Genomic DNA, 16237 nt, shown 5'->3' with positions numbered 1-16237 from the left:
TTGATAATTTATTGAACAAACAAATCTATTCACATTCAAAAGTAATACTATCATAGCAAAACGCCCCTTATTTTTCAATGAGCGACGCCATTTTATCCACAAATTCAATCACTTGTGTATAATTTTTAGGCACACCACTACATATTGTTGATAATTTGTTTACCGTTCGACAATTTCCGCGACTGCGGCAATTTTTTTATACACAGGTTGTGCTCACCTGTGAGCAAAATCCGCCCGGAATTAATCACAGGTGGATAACTGGACAAGCCTGTGGATTATTATTTTGGATGTATTCCTTTGTGGATAAGCGGTTAGGGTTAGGATTAGTGAAGAAGCGGGACACGCTGGGGATAAGATTCCGGATTCCGGCTGGTCCCAAAAAACGGGGGCAAAAGTGGAGCAGCCGGAAAAAGAGGGAGAAAGAGACATGGTTGACTTTTGGCGCATTAATGTGTTTAAATATATAAAGGTGTTTTCTGTGAGGATATGTCTCCAAATTAAATTGATAATACTTGTAGATACTGTCCCTACTTTAAGGACGGCTTAGTCCGTTTCTGCTTATATGACAGTAATTATGTTCCTGTAAGGGAGGTGCAATACATGAGACCGACGTTCAGACCAAATGTGAGTAAACGCAAAAAGGTGCATGGTTTCCGCAAAAGAATGAGCACGAAAAACGGCCGCAAAGTGCTGGCAGCCCGCCGCTTGAAAGGCAGAAAAGTTTTGAGTGCGTAAGATAGGCCACTTTGGGACCACTGCTGTGGTCCTTTTTTACGCTTTATTTGCAGAATGCATCAGCTGTTTTTATTTCTCTACTATATATAGCGCAGAATGGGATGATGCTCAGTGAGCAGAAACCCACGCATTACTTCTGCTGCTGCAACAATAAACGATAGGCTCTGCAGGGGATGTTAACGCTACTGCGGGGCTTTTTTTAAAGATATAAGAATTCAATTTCACTAGATTGTAGCTTCCACAAGCTGTCTATGTTTGTTGGCAGGGGATCTCCAGGGCCGGCGCAGTAACTGTTTATGGTCTCCCTTGAATGACAATACTAATTAGAAGATGAAATTCCGGAGCCTGGAGCAATTCCGGTATTTGAATAGGAGATTTCCGTGCACAAAAGTTTACGATTACGAAACCGTGCCGACTTCAGCCGCGTATACCGCCATGGGAAGTCATTTGCGAATCATCAGTATGTGGTGTATTGGTTCCCCAGAAGAGAAGTGGAACGATTCCGGGTGGGCATATCCGTCAGCAAGAAGGTCGGGAATGCCGTAGTCCGCAACCGGATGAGAAGGCTGGTCAAGGAGATTGTCCGTCACCACGAGGCGGAAATTGCCGGCAATTTGGATATCGTTTTCATTGTCCGAAAAGGAGCGCTCTCCAAGGATTACGCCGAACTGGAGAAAAGCGTGCTGCATGTGCTGCGCAAAGCCAAGCTGCTCAAGGCTTTACGCAAGTAAAAGAGCCTGAAGAGGGCTTGTTTATTTGTATCCATAATTATGTTATGATTTACGGTGCAATGGAATGTTTATGAGAGGGGTTTTGAAGTGTCTCTAATGAAGACTAAGCGAGGAAAAATGTTTCTTCTCCTCGGGTTAATGGTTCTAATGATTGCTGTTCTGTCGGGATGCTCTCCGTCTGCGACAACAGTGACGCACACTACGGAGGATTTGAAAAATGGAGGCTTCTGGCAGAGTAATGTTGTGTATTATTTCGCCATTGCCCTGGATACTTTTGCGAAATGGTTCAATGGCCAGTATGGCCTAGCCGTTCTTGTAATGGTTATCATTGTCCGCACGCTGATTCTTCCGCTTACGATTAAGCAGGTGAAGAGCTCACGTGCCATGCAGGCAATTCAGCCGGAACTTGAGAAGATTAAGAAAAAATATAAAGATGAGCCCGAAAAGGTACAGCAGGAGACAATGCGCCTGTTCCAAGAGAACAAGGTCAATCCGATGGCGGGCTGTCTGCCGCTGATCGTGCAAATGCCAATCTTCATTGCCCTATACAACTCGATCTACTACAATCCGGATCTTAGATTACATGACTTCCTGTGGCTGCAGCTCGGCAAACCCGATCACCTGTTCATCCTGCCGCTCCTTGCCGCTGCTACGACATTTATCCAGACCCGTATGATGACCAAAATGAACCCGGTACAACAGCAGGGTCCAATGCAGTTCATGATGATGGTATATCCCGTTCTGATCTTCATCATGTCCTACAACTTCCCGTCTGCACTTCCGCTGTACTGGTTCTATAGCAATCTGTACACCATCATTCAGAACTACTTCTTGTACCGCAACAATGATAAGCACAAAGCAGCACTTGCCGCTGCCAGCGCTACGGTGAGTGCAGGCAACAGCAAGGCTAAGGATGTTAACCTGACGAAGAGCAAGAACAGCAACTCTAACGCCCGCAAAGATGTAACTCCTGCTGCTAAAGGAAACGGAAGCAATGGGAAGAAGGGGGTCAAAAAGTCAAAATGAGCAAAGTCGTCGCGACAGGGAAAACCATTGAAGAAGCTGTAGAACGGGGACTTAATCAGCTTGGAGTTCACAAGGACCGGGTAACGGTCAACGTACTTGAACAGCCGTCAAAAGGATTCCTTGGATTGATCGGTGCGAAGGGTGCCAAGGTGGAATTGACCTTAATCCCGGAAGCCGCACCGGCATCAGCGGCGAGTGCTCCGCTACTGTCTCAGCAGACAACAAGAGAGAGCAATACAGAGGCGATCAGCGGTGTACCGCGCCAGGATTCCGGACACCCGGTAGAAGAAGCATACGGTCAGGCCGTTCATTTCATTGAAGATGTCGCCAAGAGCATGGGGCTTGAGGTGGAAGTTGAAATCGTTCATGCCAAGGAATCTACTGTTCTGCAAATTTCCGGTCCGGAGCTTGGGCTGCTGATTGGCAGAAGAGGACAAACTCTCGATGCTTTGCAGTATTTGGCTAATATTGTGGCCAACCGGTATTCTGACAGCTTCATCCGGCTCGTGCTGGATGCAGAGAACTTCCGGGAGCGCCGCAAGAAGACACTGGAGGAGCTGGCTGACCGTCTGGCCGGGCGTGTGGTGAGGACCCGCAAAGAGGTGGTCCTTGAGCCCATGTCGCCGCAGGAACGCAAGATCATCCATTCCAGATTACAGGATCACAAGCAGGTGAACACCCTCAGCAAGGGTGAAGAGCCGAACCGCCGCGTCGTTATAACTTTGAAGTAGAACCATATGCCGCAATGACTCCTTGACCTATGCGAGGAGTCATTGTTTTTTTGAAGAGACCAAAACCAGAGGTGAATTACAAACATGCTTAGTGATACTATTGCCGCTGTATCGACAGCCTTGGGCGAGGGCGGTATTGCCATCATCCGGGTTAGCGGACCGCAGGCAATCCCCCAAGTGGCCCCTTTGTTCAAAAGCCGTATCCCCCTTACGGAAGCTGATTCTCATACGGTGCATTATGGACATATCGTAAGTCTGCAGGACGGGGAACAGCTGGAAGAGGTACTGGTAACCGTCATGAAGGGACCACGCTCCTTTACCACGGAGGATGTGGTGGAGATCAGCGCTCATGGCGGTGTAATCTCTGTAAGAAGAGTAATGGATCTGCTGCTGCAGCAGGACATCCGGCTGGCCGAGCCGGGAGAGTTCACAAAGCGTGCCTTTTTGGGCGGACGGATTGATCTCTCGCAGGCCGAGGCCGTAATTGATCTGATTCGTTCCAAGTCGGACCGGGCCTTCTCGGTTGCCCTCAAGCAGGTTAGCGGCTCGTTATCCGCACGTATTCATGAGCTTCGGCACACGCTAATTGAGACACTGGCCCATATAGAAGTGAATATTGATTACCCCGAGCATGATGTGGAATCCTTAACTGCCGATTTCATCAAGGATAAGAGTCAAGAGGTTATGCAAGGCATAGATAAGCTGCTTCGAACCGCCAATGAAGGAAAGATTCTGCGCGAAGGGATTACGACAGCTATTGTGGGCAGGCCCAATGTCGGGAAGTCCTCACTGCTGAACGCGCTTGCCCGCGACAACAAGGCGATTGTGACCGACATTCCGGGAACAACGCGTGATGTGATAGAAGAGTATGTAACGATTAATAATATCCCGCTGAAGCTGCTGGATACTGCTGGTATCCGTGAGACGATGGATGTGGTGGAGAGAATCGGTGTGGAACGTTCGAAGGCGGCTTTCAGCGATGCGGATCTGATTCTGCTGGTGCTGAATGCCAATGAGGAGCTTCATGAGGATGAACTGGCACTGATGGAACAAATCCACGGTAGACAAGCGCTGGTCATCATGAATAAAATGGACTTACCGTCCCGTCTGGACACGGAGAAGCTGCGCTCCTTTTTCGCTGAAGCGAGTATTGTACCGATGTCGGTGCTGGAAGAGGAAGGACTCGATAGATTGGAAGAGGCGATCTCCGCACTATTCTTCGGAGGCAAGCTGGAATCTGGCGATCTGACTTATGTAAGCAATGTAAGGCATATAGCCTTGCTTAAGAAGGCACATAAATCACTACAGGATGCCTATGAAGCAGCGGAGATGCTGATTCCTATAGATATGATACAGATTGATGTACGTCTGGCCTGGGAGCAGCTCGGGGAGATTATTGGAGATACGGCGGCGGATTCGCTGCTGGACCAGATCTTCTCGCAATTCTGCTTGGGCAAATAAGAAGGGGGAACCGTTATGAATTATGATGGAGGCAGCTATGATGTTATCGTCATCGGCGCCGGTCATGCCGGCTGCGAAGCAGCTCTGGCTGCTGCACGGATGGGCTGCCGCACACTGATGATCACAATTAACCTGGATATGGTGGCCTTCATGCCATGTAATCCATCGATTGGCGGACCCGCCAAGGGCCATGTGGTGCGTGAAATTGATGCACTCGGCGGAGAAATGGGCCGCAATATAGACAAGACCTTCATTCAACTGCGAATGCTTAATACAGGCAAGGGGCCTGCGGTTCATGCTCTGCGTGCACAAGCCGACAAGTTCCTCTATCAGCACGCAATGAAAGAAACGATGGAAAAGACTCCTAACCTGACTCTGCGCCAGGGGATGGTGGAGGAGCTGATCGTCGAAGACGGACGCTGCGCCGGAGTGGTGACGAAGACAGGGACGGTGTATCACAGCAAGACCGTTATTCTGACAACGGGAACCTACCTGCGCGGCAAAGTGATCATGGGTGAGCTGACATATGAGAGCGGACCAAATAATCAGCAGCCGTCCGTACGCCTGTCCGAGAATCTGCGCGAACTGGGGTTCGATTTGGTCCGCTTCAAGACCGGAACGCCGCCGCGTGTCCACAAGGATTCGATTGATTTCTCCAAGACAGAAATCCAGCCGGGCGATGAGAAGCTGAAATTCTTCTCTTTTGAAACCAAATCCTCGGATAATGAGCAGTTGCCTTGCTGGCTGACCTACACCTCCCCGGTTACTCACCAGATCATTAATGACAATCTGCACCGGGCGCCGATGTTCACGGGTATTATTGAAGGAACGGGTCCGCGTTATTGCCCTTCCATTGAAGATAAGGTTGTCCGGTTCAGTGATAAATCACAGCATCAGATCTTCCTGGAGCCGGAAGGTAAAAACACATCGGAATACTATGTACAGGGTCTGTCGACAAGTCTTCCTGAGGATGTGCAATTGGCGGTCCTGCGGTCTATTCCCGGTATGGAGAAGGTAGAGATGATGCGCAACGGCTATGCCATTGAATATGATGCCATGGTTCCGACGCAGCTCTGGCCGTCTCTGGAAACCAAACGTCTGCCGGGACTATTCACTGCGGGACAAATCAACGGTACCTCCGGCTATGAAGAAGCGGCAGGGCAGGGGGTTATTGCCGGTATCAATGCAGCGCGTAAAGTACAGGAGAAAGAGCCGGTCGTGCTGGATCGTTCACAGGGTTATATTGGCGTTCTGATCGATGATCTTGTCACTAAGGGAACGAATGAGCCTTATCGCCTGCTGACTTCCCGTGCGGAATACCGGCTGCTGCTCCGTCATGATAATGCGGATCTCCGCCTGACGCCAATCGGCTATGATATTGGGCTGATTACAGAGCAGCGCTATGAAGCCTTCCTTGATAAGAAGGGCCGGGTCGACCGTGAGATTATCCGTCTGCAGGAGACAAAGGTCAAACCGGTTCAAGTGAATGAAGCGCTAGCCAGTTATGGATCTGCACCGATTGTTGACGGAAGCAATCTGCTGACCTTAATGCGCCGCCCTGAGCTAGCCTACAGCTTCGTGGATCTGATCTCTCCTTCTCCAGAAGAGCTGGATGAAGAGATGAAGGAGCAGGTGGAGATTCAGATTAAGTATGCCGGCTATATTGAGAAACAGCTTCTGCATGTGGAGAAGCTTCAGAAGATGGAGAAGAAGAAGATTCCAGACGACATCAACTATAATGAGATTCATGGACTGGCAATGGAGGCCCGGCAAAAGCTGACCAAAATCGCTCCCATCTCCATTGGGCAGGCTTCGCGTATCGGAGGCGTTACCCCGGCAGATATCTCGATTCTGCTGGTCTATCTGGAGCACTATAACCGTGTAACAGCGGCGAAAGGATAACCTATGGATACAACGGTAGCTGAGTTCACCGACCTGCTCAAGGAGCATGGGCTGGAACTCTCAATGAAGCAGCTTGAACAATTTGAACTCTATTATCAGGAGCTGGTCTCCTGGAATGAGAAGATGAATCTAACCGGGATCACAGAGCGGAGCCAGGTATATACCAAGCACTTCTATGATTCTTTATCTTTAGCCTTCTACGTGAATATGCAGGAGACGAAGAGTCTTGCTGATATTGGTTCAGGGGCAGGGTTCCCTGGTATTCCGCTAAAAATATGCTTCCCGGATCTTAAGCTGACGATTGTGGATTCACTTAGCAAACGGATCACCTTCCTGCAGCATGTCTGTGATACCCTGGGGTTGAAGGGTGTACAGCTCATTCACGGCCGGGCAGAGGATGTGGCCAGACAGTTTGTTCACCGGGATGCTTATGATGTAGTTACTGCCCGTGCGGTGGCCCGTTTATCGCTTCTGAATGAATTCTGTCTGCCATTCACCCGCAAGGACGGCATCTTCGCTGCCATGAAGGGGAGCGATCCGACGGAGGAACTCCAAGAAGCCAAGCGCAGCTTCAAGGAGCTGCGTGCTGAACTGCACAAGGTAGAATCCTTCAGTCTGCCGGTGGAAGAATCTTCCCGGCATATCATTCTTGTACGTAAGACTGGGGCCACACCGTCCAAGTATCCGCGCAAGCCCGGCGTACCTGCGAAGTCGCCGCTCATCTAATTGTTTCACGTGAAACAACATTTGACAGTCTTCTGTTATAGTGGACCAAGCTCATCTTTGATGAGCTTGGTCTTTTTATTTGTGCGGAAAGCTGCTCTAGTTCAGGCTGGTGTGCAGGAAAAATAGGTCATTATGGAGAATAGGATTATTAGCAGAAAAGTGATAGAATAATATAGTAAGACTTTTAATAGATAAGATCAGAATGAATGCCAGGCCGTCTTTTAAGAGAAGTGGCTTAGAATGACTTAGGGTTACTTTTCTTACGCTGTACGATAAGCTTTTCGCATGAAAGGTTAAGATGATCGTACTATAACGAAATTAGGTGGTTATGAACGGAATGAAAGAACAATTCACCAAGCTTTTTGGATTTACCGAGCGGAGCAGCGGAGAAGAGATCAAACAAATCCCGGTTCATGAGGTCATCAGCAGTCCGTATCAGCCACGGACTATTTTCGATGATGAGAAGATCGACGAGTTGTGTCAGACTATCAAAACTCATGGCGTGATCCAGCCGATCGTTGTGCGTATGCGTGATTCCCAGTATGAGATTATTGCAGGCGAAAGACGCTGGCGGGCAGTTAAAAAGCTGGGCATGGACACCATTCCGGCACTTGTCCGCGAATTCAATGATTCACAGGCTGCATCGATCGCACTGATAGAGAACTTGCAGCGTGAGGGCTTAACCTCTATTGAAGAGGCGATCGCGTATCAGAAGCTGATTGACTTGCATCAATTGACCCAGGAGAGTCTGGCTCAGCGGCTTGGCAAAAGCCAATCCACCATTGCCAACAAAATCCGCTTGCTGAATTTGCCTGAACAGGTCAAAACTGCTTTAATGGAAAGGAAAATCACCGAGCGTCATGCACGCTCGCTCTTGTCGCTGGACACTGAGGAGATGCAGCTTAAGGTTCTGGCTGAGGTTATTTCCAAGGAATTGAATGTAAAACAAACAGAAGCACGTATCGCCTTCTACAAGGCCGTTACCCAGACCAAAAAATCAAAACGGACCTCCTATACCAAAGATGTCCGTCTCGCTCTTAATACAATTCGTCAATCTATAGACATGGTGACCGGCTCAGGAATGGAGATTAAGACCTCCGAGAATGACCGCGGAGATCATTATGAGATTGTGATCCAAATTCCAAAACGATAATGGCAACAAAAGCTGAAGGCGGCCCTGAGGTGTTGGCCGCCTTTTCTATGACTAGCTCCGAACGTTATCACATATACACTCTAAGGATAAGTTGTTGTCTATTTGCTTATTTACCTACATCTCCGCAAACGTGATGCCGTAGATCCAGATTATTATGCTGTTAACAGCTAAGAACTACAAGATGATTCTTTCTAAACAATTCGAGGTGAAATAAGTGTCCAAGATTATTGCCATAGCAAATCAAAAAGGCGGGGTAGGTAAAACAACAACCTCTGTGAACCTGGGTGCCAGCATGGCTACTCTGGGGAAGAGAGTGCTGCTTGTTGATATTGATCCGCAAGGCAACACTACGAGCGGCGTTGGCGTCAACAAAGCGGATGTAGAGAATTGCATTTACGATATTCTTATTAATGAAGTGGATCCGCAGGATACAATACAGGAGACCCGGATTGAGGGCCTTCATATTATTCCGGCAACCATTCAGCTGGCAGGAGCAGAGATCGAGCTGGTCTCTACGATATCGCGGGAACTGAAGCTGAAGAAGGCACTGAATGCAGTGAAGGCGAATTATGATTACATCATCATAGATTGCCCGCCATCATTAGGGATTCTTACCATTAACTCTCTAACGGCTGCTGACTCAGTGATTATCCCTATACAATGCGAATATTATGCGCTTGAAGGATTAAGCCAGCTGCTCAACACTGTAAGACTGGTTCAGAAGAATCTTAATCCGCATCTCAAAATAGAGGGAGTATTGCTCACGATGCTGGATGCCCGGACGAACCTCGGGATTCAGGTTATCGAAGAAGTGAAAAAATATTTCCAAGAAAAGGTATACAGAACGATTATCCCGCGTAATGTACGCCTAAGCGAAGCCCCTTCACATGGACAGTCAATTATTACCTACGATTCCCGTTCCAAGGGAGCGGAAGTATATTTAGAGTTGGCAAAGGAAGTGATCTCTTATGAGTAAGCGTTTGGGGAAAGGCTTGGATGCATTAATACCTTCTCTGTCAATCAATGAAGACGATAAGGTAGTAGAGATTCCGTTGACGCAGCTTAGAGCCAATCCTTATCAGCCGCGCAAGGATTTCAATGAAGAGGCCATTCAGGAGCTTGCAGAATCCATAAGACAGCATGGTGTGATCCAGCCGATCATTGTTCGCAGTGTGTTGAAAGGGTATGAGATTATTGCCGGGGAACGCAGATTCAGGGCCTCGCAATATTGCGGCAAAGCTACGATTCCGGCAGTGGTCCGCAGCCTCAGTGATCAGCAGGTGATGGAGATTGCCCTGATCGAGAACCTGCAGCGTGAGAATCTTAACGCGATGGAAATAGCGGTTGCTTATCAAGGACTGATGGATCAATTCTCACTAACTCAGGAAGAGCTTTCTCTTAAAGTCGGAAAGTCCAGATCGCATATCGCCAACTTTTTGCGGCTGCTTAGCTTACCGGAAGAAGTGAAGGATTATGTTTCACGTGGAACAATTTCGATGGGGCATGCCCGGGCAATTGTGGCTCTGAAAGATCCGGAGGTCATCAAGCAATTGGCTGCCCAGTGTGTGGAGCTTCAGTGGAGTGTTAGAGAACTGGAAGAGGTAGTGAAGAATCTCGACCGCAAACCGGCTAATGGAATTAAGGCCAAGGTTGTGAAACGTGATCCTTATATTGATAATGTAGAGGAAGTATTACGGGAGCGATTCAAGACAACAGTCAAAATTAAACAAGGCAAGGAAAAAGGGAAAATCGAATTAAACTATTACAGTGCCCAAGACCTGGAAAGATTGCTGGAGCTGCTGGGGAACTGATTTGGATATTTGTACCGAAGACATATCCTGAGATATCCTTAATACGGATATGGAGGGGTATGTTTTTTAAATCGAAAAGAGGGAGGGTGGAAGATGGAGAGGCTGGTATATCTCGATCACGCAGCTACTTCGTGGCCCAAGCCGCCGGAGGTGGCTGCAGCTATGGTGGAGGCCTTGGAAAAGTCAGGGGCCAATGCTGGGCGGGGCAACCACTCACTGGCTATCGGGACGGGGCGGGTATTAGTTCGTGCACGAATGCTGCTGGCAGAGTTGTTTGGTATAGCGAATGCTCAGGATATTGCGTTCACCCATAACACAACTATGGGGCTAAATATGGCTATTAAGGGTACACTTCAACCAGGGGATCATGTCGTTTCAACGATGACAGAGCATAACTCAGTGCGCAGACCGTTGGAGTATTTGCGCCAGAGCATCGGGATTGAAGTGGATTATATACAGGTGGACCGCGAGGGCCAAATCAATCTTCACGAGCTTCAGCGTTCTCTGCGTCCTAACACCCGGATGGTGATCTGCAATCACAGTTCCAATCTGCTGGGAAGTATTCTGCCGATTGGGGATATCGGTGACATAGTGAAATCGCATGGGGCTGTGTTCCTGGTAGATGCCGCTCAAAGTGCAGGGGCGCTTAATATTGATGTGGCGTCTATGAATATTGATCTGCTGGCATTTCCGGGACATAAAGGGCTGCTCGGTCCGCAAGGAACCGGGGGGCTGTATATCTCTCCTGGGCTGGATTTGGAACCGCTGATGCATGGAGGGACTGGCAGTCAGTCGGAGAACAGCGAGCAGCCAAGTGTTCGCCCGGACCGTTATGAGGCAGGGACACAGAATGCCGTCGGAATAGCTGGTCTGCTGGCTGGCGTGAAGGCGGTTAAGGCGCTGGGAGTGGAACAGATTCATATGCAGGAATGGAAGTTGACACAGCTGTTGATGGAGGGCTTGGCTGCTATTCCGGGCATGCGGATTCTGGGCCCGGCACCGGGCGCTCCACGCAGCGGAATTGTGGCTTTTGTTGTAGAGGGGCAGGAGTCGGCGCATATTGCCCACCGGCTGGACCGCGAATACCAGATTGCCGTGCGGGCAGGAATGCACTGTACACCGCTGGCCCATCAAGCAGCGGATACTCTGGCTAGCGGAGCGGTAAGGGCGAGTGTGGGAGTGAGTTCCACGGAAGCGGATGTTCAGCGGCTGCTGTTAGCTATGGACGAAATGTACGGCGTATCGCGTTCAAGCTAATAAGTGGATAAGGATTCAGGTGGATTATACAGGTCGGTGTCGTTACAGCGTAGGAATTCTTATTTTTGTATAAAGGATGATTCAACATGTCGGAGTTAAATGAAATCATAAGCGAGTATTTATCGGCGTTCATCATGGGCTTTGCCGGGGTAATCATACTGATGGCCATTATGATGATCGTCCAGGGTGCCAGGCTTCGCAGAATGCGGAGCCGGTACGAAGCCATGATGGGCGGGAATGGCATAGAGGATCTGGAGAATCTGCTGGTCAACCTGAAGAATCAGGGGGATATGCTGGAGGAGGTCCAGCTGGAGCAGAAGACGCTGCTTGAAGCGGCACATACCAAAATGCGCGGCATGAAGTCGAAGGTGGCCATGAAGCGCTATAATGCTTTTGGAGAACGCGGTAATGACCTGAGTTTCTCGCTTGCCATTCTGGATGACAACCACAGCGGGATTGTGCTGAGCAGTCTGCACAACCGCGAGAACTCATATATCTATGCTAAGCCGATTGAACAGGGAGAGACCCCGTATGCTCTGTCACCGGAGGAGAAGGAAGTTATTGCTCTCGCGTTGCAGCAGATCTAGCATGCAGGTTCCACTGCTTCAAGGCAGAGTAGAGGCTGGATGAAATAATATCCGACAAGCGCATCACCAGGCTTAATCTGGTGTTCTGCAATACGAAATATTCCATGAATCCTCCCACATTAACGATGCCGGTCAAATGGATATCGCCAACGGGGGGAAGCTGCTTGTTGACCCCTGCGCCAGGACGCAGCGGACCTTCAACCACCTGAATGCAGCCGACGCTGGTGGACTGGCCGAGACAGGCGTCAATGGCGATGATGAACGGGTTGGCATGCTTTTGGTACACAAGGCTAACTGTCTCTTCCAGGTTAATGGCATGTACCGGCTCCTCCAGCGTTCCGTAGAGATGGAACAGCGGGCTGTGAAAGCGGGCCAGTGTCGTGCCGACCAGGGGGCCAAGAGAATCGCCGGTCGAGCGGTCCGTGCCCACGCAGATAATGACAATGGGCGTATCCGGACGGGTGCGCGAAAAGTGGAACAGCAGACGGTGGGTAATGGCAGAATAGATATTGGGGTCGGCATGTGATATTTTTAAACAGGATGGTTCTTGCAGCGGTGGAGCTTTGGAAGAGAAATTCATATAATCGTCCTTTCTGAGGCGGCGACTGCAAATCACGGAAAATCAGCTGAAAAAGCAATCAGGCTGCCAGGCTGCTGATTATGCAAGGCTTACGTCCGCGGGAGCGTGTTCTGATGATCCTAGTATATGGATGGAAGTGGTTTTTTATACTATGGCGGCAATAGATAGGACCAATAGCCCAGAGGAGGCGTGGAGTGTGGAGGAGGAACTGCTGCTAGCGTTTGATTCGACCCAGCAGGCGCTGCGCGCCGAGATGCTGCTTGAATATGCGGAGATTGAAATCGATATCTTCCCTACGCCCAAGGAGATCACCGCCGGCTGTGCGATGTCGATCCAATTCTACCGGAGTGCGTTGGATGAGGTAAGGGTCCTGGTCGAAGAGCAGAACGTAGAGATCCGGGGGATCTTCGCCAAGGCCATTGAGGGTGCAGGGTATGTGGAAATAACGGAGAAGGAGGGGTTCGATGATTAACAGCTTACTGGCGGCCGACGGCGTTGACGGTGTTGTTAATGATGCCGTCCGCTTCAAAGATAAATTATGGGACTGGTTCACCAATACTGATATGTGGGCCGCGGTCCTGTTTTCGGGAATCAGAATTCTCATAATTTTCATTCTGACCCGGGTGATTATCAAGGTGGTCTCCAATGTGATTGACCGGTCGCTTGAGCGGGAGACGAGGGGGAGGGCATTAGTCAATAACCGGCGCTTCTCCACGGTCGGCGGACTGATGAAGAATGTGGTTACCTTCTTCTGTAACTTCACCATGATTCTGCTGGTTCTGTCGGAGTTCAACTTCGATCTGAAGCCGCTGCTCGCCGGAGCAGGGGTAGTCGGGCTGGCTATAGGGTTCGGCGCACAAAGTTTGGTCAAAGATGTGATTACGGGCTTCTTTATTATTTTTGAGGACCAGTTTGCAGTCGGGGATGTTATCCAGAGCGGAACCTATAAGGGAACGGTAGAGATGATTGGCCTGAGGACGACCAGACTGTTAAGTGCTACGGGCGAGGTACACATCATTCCTAACGGCACGATTGTTAATGTGACGAATTATTCGCTGGCGAATGCACTGGCTGTAGTAGATGTTCCGGTTAAAATCGAACGCGGGCTCGAAGCCACCCTGGCACTGATCGGCGAGGCGCTTCAGGGCATCGAGGAACGCAGCTCCAGTGTCATTGCCTACCCTAATATTCTGGGAATCCAGTCGATGAGCACCTCAGAGTATGTCATCCGCATAGCGGCGAATTGCCTGCCTAATGCCAGAGACGCTGCCGAGCGGCAGATTCAGAATGATATCAAGCATGCTCTGGAGAAGCAGAGCGCCCTGGAGGCTGCTAAGGCCGAGCAGGAGGCGCGTGAGCAGGCGGAGAGGGAGGCAAGAGAGGCTGAGGCGGCCCGTGAGCAGGAACGCATAGAGGAAGCCCGTAGAGCCCGTGAGGAGCAAGAGGCCAGCCCAAGAAGGCAGGTAGCTGCTGCGCAAGAGGCAGAGGAGGGGGAAGAGTAATGGAACGCAAGGTATTCGGGCTGGGTGATATTGTGCAGATGAAGAAGCAGCATCCCTGCGGAAGTAACGAGATGGAGATTATCCGTATGGGGATGGATATCCGGATTAAGTGCACCGGCTGTCAGCACAGTGTCCTCATTCCCCGCGCCAAATTCGAAAAGAATCTGAAGAAGGTCCTGCATTCAGCGGATAGTGGAGCGGAGAATAATTAAGCTGGCGCAGGAAGCGAAACGCAAATGAATAACGCTTGCAATTGTGCGATTAGCATGATATGATAATTCTTGCTGCGGAGAGGTACCCAAGAGGCCCAAGGGGGCTGACTCGAAATCAGTTAGGCGTGTCAAAGCGTGCGTGGGTTCGAATCCCACCCTCTCCGCCACTTCAGCAATTATATTCTTAATTTATGAGACCTCCGTTCTGATACGGGGGCTTTTTTGTGTCTGTATACGCAAAAAGAGAGACCTTCGCAGGTCTCTCTTCCAGAGGCAGTACATCAATGACGTTCGGAAATCTCTGTCTATAGCTACTACTGTGATTGGGTAATGCCAAAGCTGTTACTCCTTTTTACAGAGCCAGCTTCACTCTCCCCGGGTACGATAGCTGCTGAATTCAGAATCCCTGTGATCGTGTTCGTCTGCGACGTTCAACGGAACCACACCTCTCTTTTGTACTGCCTGGGTCTAGTATGCGCAGCCTTCAAGGTTTTATACCTGGCTGCTGAAATTAATGGACACGGGCCTTCTCGACTTTTTTCCACTTGCGGTTCTGGTTGCTGGTCTCCGGGAAGGTGTCGCCTTTCTCCATTGTAATCCGCTTCGGATTCTGAATCTCCGTGTGGAAGCTCCGCGCTTCGCCTACCTCGGTGTAAACGCCCGGGTTGGGGGCTTTGTCGCCCTTTTCATACTCCGTCTGTTCGCCCATTGGTGAATAACCTCCTGTAATCGAATGATGAAGCTGTTATATTGTGGCCTTGACGATGAGGGATTACTCAGAGGTTCTTACGGAATCCGCCAACATTTTTTGGGGGTCCAGCATCTGGTACGTATTAATAAAACTTGCAATCCTCTGCTGGGTTTGGTATATTGATTTGGTGCGAGTCTATGTTTGTGCTCGTTCCTTGCTCCTGACCTGATCAGGGGCCGCAGACCATAAGGAGGTGAAAATTATGCGCAAATATGAAGTCATGTACATTATTCGTCCTGACATTGAACAAGAAGCCGTTCAAGCAGCAGTCGAAAAATTCCAAGGCATCATCTCCAACGGCGGAGAAATTACAAAGCACGATGTGCAAGGTAAACGCCGTCTTGCGTATGAGATCAAGAAACATCGTGATGGCGTTTTTGTTTTGGTTAACTTCAATGCAGAACCTGCAGTAGTTACTGAGCTTGAGCGTATCATGAAGATTTCTGACGAAGTAATTCGTTATCTCATTACGAACGACGTTGCCTAAGATATTGACAAGCTTTGTAACGAATCGCGCTATTAAGGAGGGGACCTAATTGTTGAACCGTATCATTCTGATCGGTCGGTTGACCCGTGACCCGGAACTTCGTTATACTCCTGCTGGTGTTGCCGTAACACAGTTTACGCTTGCCGTAGACCGTAACTTTACGGGCCAGAACGGTGAACGCGAGGCGGACTTTATCCCGGTAGTAACCTGGAGACAGCTGGCTGAGACCTGTGCCAATTATTTGCGCAAAGGAAGACTGGCAGCCGTGGAAGGACGCATCCAAGTACGGAATTACGAGAATAACGAAGGCAAACGTGTATACGTTACTGAAGTTATTGCCGATAATGTCCGTTTCCTGGAATCCGCGCAGAGCCGTGAAGGCGGAAATGCATCAAGTGGTGGAAGTATGCCTGAAGAGCCAGCCTTCGGTGGCGGCGGTAACGGCGGGAACAGTGCTCGCGGAAATGGCAACAACAATAATTTCTCGCGTAACAACAATACCCAAGATCCTTTTTCGGGCGATGGAAAACCGATCGATATATCGGACGATGATTTGCCATTTTAATAAGGAAGGACTGAACTGAA

At 49.6% G+C, this 16237-nt stretch carries 19 protein-coding genes and 1 tRNA gene; 18 read left to right on the top strand and 2 right to left on the bottom strand.

Features of this window, described 5'->3' with window-relative positions; translation table 11 throughout:
• The first annotated feature begins 600 nt into the window (after positions 1-600).
• The 12 genes from rpmH (at position 601) to NST26_RS33260 (ending at position 12120) form a co-directional block, all read left to right on the top strand.
• Positions 601-735 carry a 50S ribosomal protein L34 gene (rpmH, locus tag NST26_RS33315; protein ID WP_039295761.1) on the top strand — a complete coding sequence of 45 codons (135 nt, stop codon included), beginning with the start codon at positions 601-603 and terminating at the stop codon, positions 733-735.
• 380 nt (positions 736-1115) lie between these two features.
• Positions 1116-1466, top strand: a complete 351-nt coding sequence (gene rnpA, locus NST26_RS33310) for a ribonuclease P protein component (protein ID WP_036699878.1) — start codon at positions 1116-1118, stop codon at positions 1464-1466.
• 87 nt (positions 1467-1553) lie between these two features.
• Positions 1554-2492: a YidC/Oxa1 family membrane protein insertase gene (locus NST26_RS33305; protein WP_209879294.1), complete on the top strand. Its 939-nt coding sequence runs from the start codon at positions 1554-1556 to the stop codon at positions 2490-2492.
• On the top strand, positions 2489-3223 hold the full coding sequence (gene jag / locus NST26_RS33300; RefSeq protein ID WP_339252651.1) for an RNA-binding cell elongation regulator Jag/EloR: 735 nt from the start codon (positions 2489-2491) through the stop codon (positions 3221-3223). The genes NST26_RS33305 and jag overlap by 4 nt, the downstream gene beginning before the upstream one ends.
• An 84-nt stretch (positions 3224-3307) precedes the next feature.
• Positions 3308-4684 (top strand): tRNA uridine-5-carboxymethylaminomethyl(34) synthesis GTPase MnmE, encoded by a 1377-nt coding sequence (mnmE, locus tag NST26_RS33295; protein WP_036728062.1) that lies wholly within the window; start codon positions 3308-3310, stop codon positions 4682-4684.
• A 15-nt stretch (positions 4685-4699) separates the two neighbouring features.
• Positions 4700-6586 carry a tRNA uridine-5-carboxymethylaminomethyl(34) synthesis enzyme MnmG gene (mnmG, locus tag NST26_RS33290; RefSeq protein WP_036728061.1) on the top strand — a complete coding sequence of 629 codons (1887 nt, stop codon included), beginning with the start codon at positions 4700-4702 and terminating at the stop codon, positions 6584-6586.
• A 3-nt stretch (positions 6587-6589) separates the two neighbouring features.
• Positions 6590-7312, top strand: coding sequence for a 16S rRNA (guanine(527)-N(7))-methyltransferase RsmG (gene rsmG, locus NST26_RS33285; protein WP_076081916.1), 723 nt, complete (start codon positions 6590-6592; stop codon positions 7310-7312).
• A 337-nt stretch (positions 7313-7649) separates the two neighbouring features.
• The gene (gene noc, locus NST26_RS33280) at positions 7650-8465 is read left to right on the top strand and encodes a nucleoid occlusion protein (RefSeq protein ID WP_036728058.1); all 816 of its coding nucleotides are present in this window, start codon (positions 7650-7652) and stop codon (positions 8463-8465) included.
• A 214-nt stretch (positions 8466-8679) separates the two neighbouring features.
• Positions 8680-9441, top strand: coding sequence for a ParA family protein (locus NST26_RS33275; RefSeq protein ID WP_036728056.1), 762 nt, complete (start codon positions 8680-8682; stop codon positions 9439-9441).
• A complete protein-coding gene (locus tag NST26_RS33270; RefSeq protein WP_036728055.1) occupies positions 9434-10276 on the top strand; it encodes a ParB/RepB/Spo0J family partition protein in 843 nt (280 codons plus the stop codon). The genes NST26_RS33275 and NST26_RS33270 overlap by 8 nt, the downstream gene beginning before the upstream one ends.
• Positions 10277-10369: 93 nt before the next feature.
• Positions 10370-11533, top strand: a complete 1164-nt coding sequence (locus tag NST26_RS33265) for an aminotransferase class V-fold PLP-dependent enzyme (RefSeq protein ID WP_339252645.1) — start codon at positions 10370-10372, stop codon at positions 11531-11533.
• Positions 11534-11619: 86 nt separating this feature from the next.
• Positions 11620-12120: a DUF4446 family protein gene (locus NST26_RS33260; RefSeq protein ID WP_209879288.1), complete on the top strand. Its 501-nt coding sequence runs from the start codon at positions 11620-11622 to the stop codon at positions 12118-12120.
• Here NST26_RS33260 and yyaC read toward each other — a convergent pair.
• Positions 12092-12700: a spore protease YyaC gene (yyaC, locus tag NST26_RS33255; RefSeq protein WP_036728050.1), complete on the bottom strand. Its 609-nt coding sequence runs from the start codon at positions 12698-12700 to the stop codon at positions 12092-12094. The genes NST26_RS33260 and yyaC overlap by 29 nt on opposite strands.
• Before the next feature lie 196 nt (positions 12701-12896).
• Between yyaC and NST26_RS33250 the strand changes: the two genes are divergently transcribed.
• The 4 genes from NST26_RS33250 to NST26_RS33235 all read left to right on the top strand — a co-directional run bounded on the left by NST26_RS33250 (position 12897) and on the right by NST26_RS33235 (position 14581).
• Positions 12897-13172, top strand: coding sequence for a DUF3343 domain-containing protein (locus tag NST26_RS33250; protein ID WP_339252642.1), 276 nt, complete (start codon positions 12897-12899; stop codon positions 13170-13172).
• Positions 13165-14202 (top strand): mechanosensitive ion channel family protein, encoded by a 1038-nt coding sequence (locus NST26_RS33245; protein ID WP_339252640.1) that lies wholly within the window; start codon positions 13165-13167, stop codon positions 14200-14202. Before NST26_RS33250 ends, NST26_RS33245 begins: the two co-directional genes overlap by 8 nt.
• Positions 14202-14414 carry a DUF951 domain-containing protein gene (locus tag NST26_RS33240; RefSeq protein WP_036728045.1) on the top strand — a complete coding sequence of 71 codons (213 nt, stop codon included), beginning with the start codon at positions 14202-14204 and terminating at the stop codon, positions 14412-14414. The genes NST26_RS33245 and NST26_RS33240 overlap by 1 nt, the downstream gene beginning before the upstream one ends.
• 76 nt (positions 14415-14490) lie before the next feature.
• Positions 14491-14581 (top strand) — tRNA-Ser (locus tag NST26_RS33235).
• Between the two features lie 344 nt (positions 14582-14925).
• Here NST26_RS33235 and NST26_RS33230 read toward each other — a convergent pair.
• Positions 14926-15123, bottom strand: a complete 198-nt coding sequence (locus NST26_RS33230; protein ID WP_036728044.1) for a YjzC family protein — start codon at positions 15121-15123, stop codon at positions 14926-14928.
• 244 nt (positions 15124-15367) lie between these two features.
• Between NST26_RS33230 and rpsF the strand changes: the two genes are divergently transcribed.
• Positions 15368-15652 (top strand): 30S ribosomal protein S6, encoded by a 285-nt coding sequence (gene rpsF, locus NST26_RS33225; RefSeq protein ID WP_036728042.1) that lies wholly within the window; start codon positions 15368-15370, stop codon positions 15650-15652.
• Between the two features lie 49 nt (positions 15653-15701).
• The gene (gene ssb / locus NST26_RS33220) at positions 15702-16217 is read left to right on the top strand and encodes a single-stranded DNA-binding protein (RefSeq protein WP_036728041.1); all 516 of its coding nucleotides are present in this window, start codon (positions 15702-15704) and stop codon (positions 16215-16217) included.
• Positions 16218-16237: the final 20 nt, after the last annotated feature.

It is taken from the genome of Paenibacillus sp. FSL R7-0128 (genome assembly GCF_038002245.1).
In the GTDB taxonomy this organism is placed as follows: Bacteria; Bacillota; Bacilli; order Paenibacillales; family Paenibacillaceae; genus Paenibacillus_AQ; species Paenibacillus_AQ silagei.
Note: the sequence above shows the minus strand (reverse complement) of the source record. Positions and strands in the feature narration are given on the sequence as shown.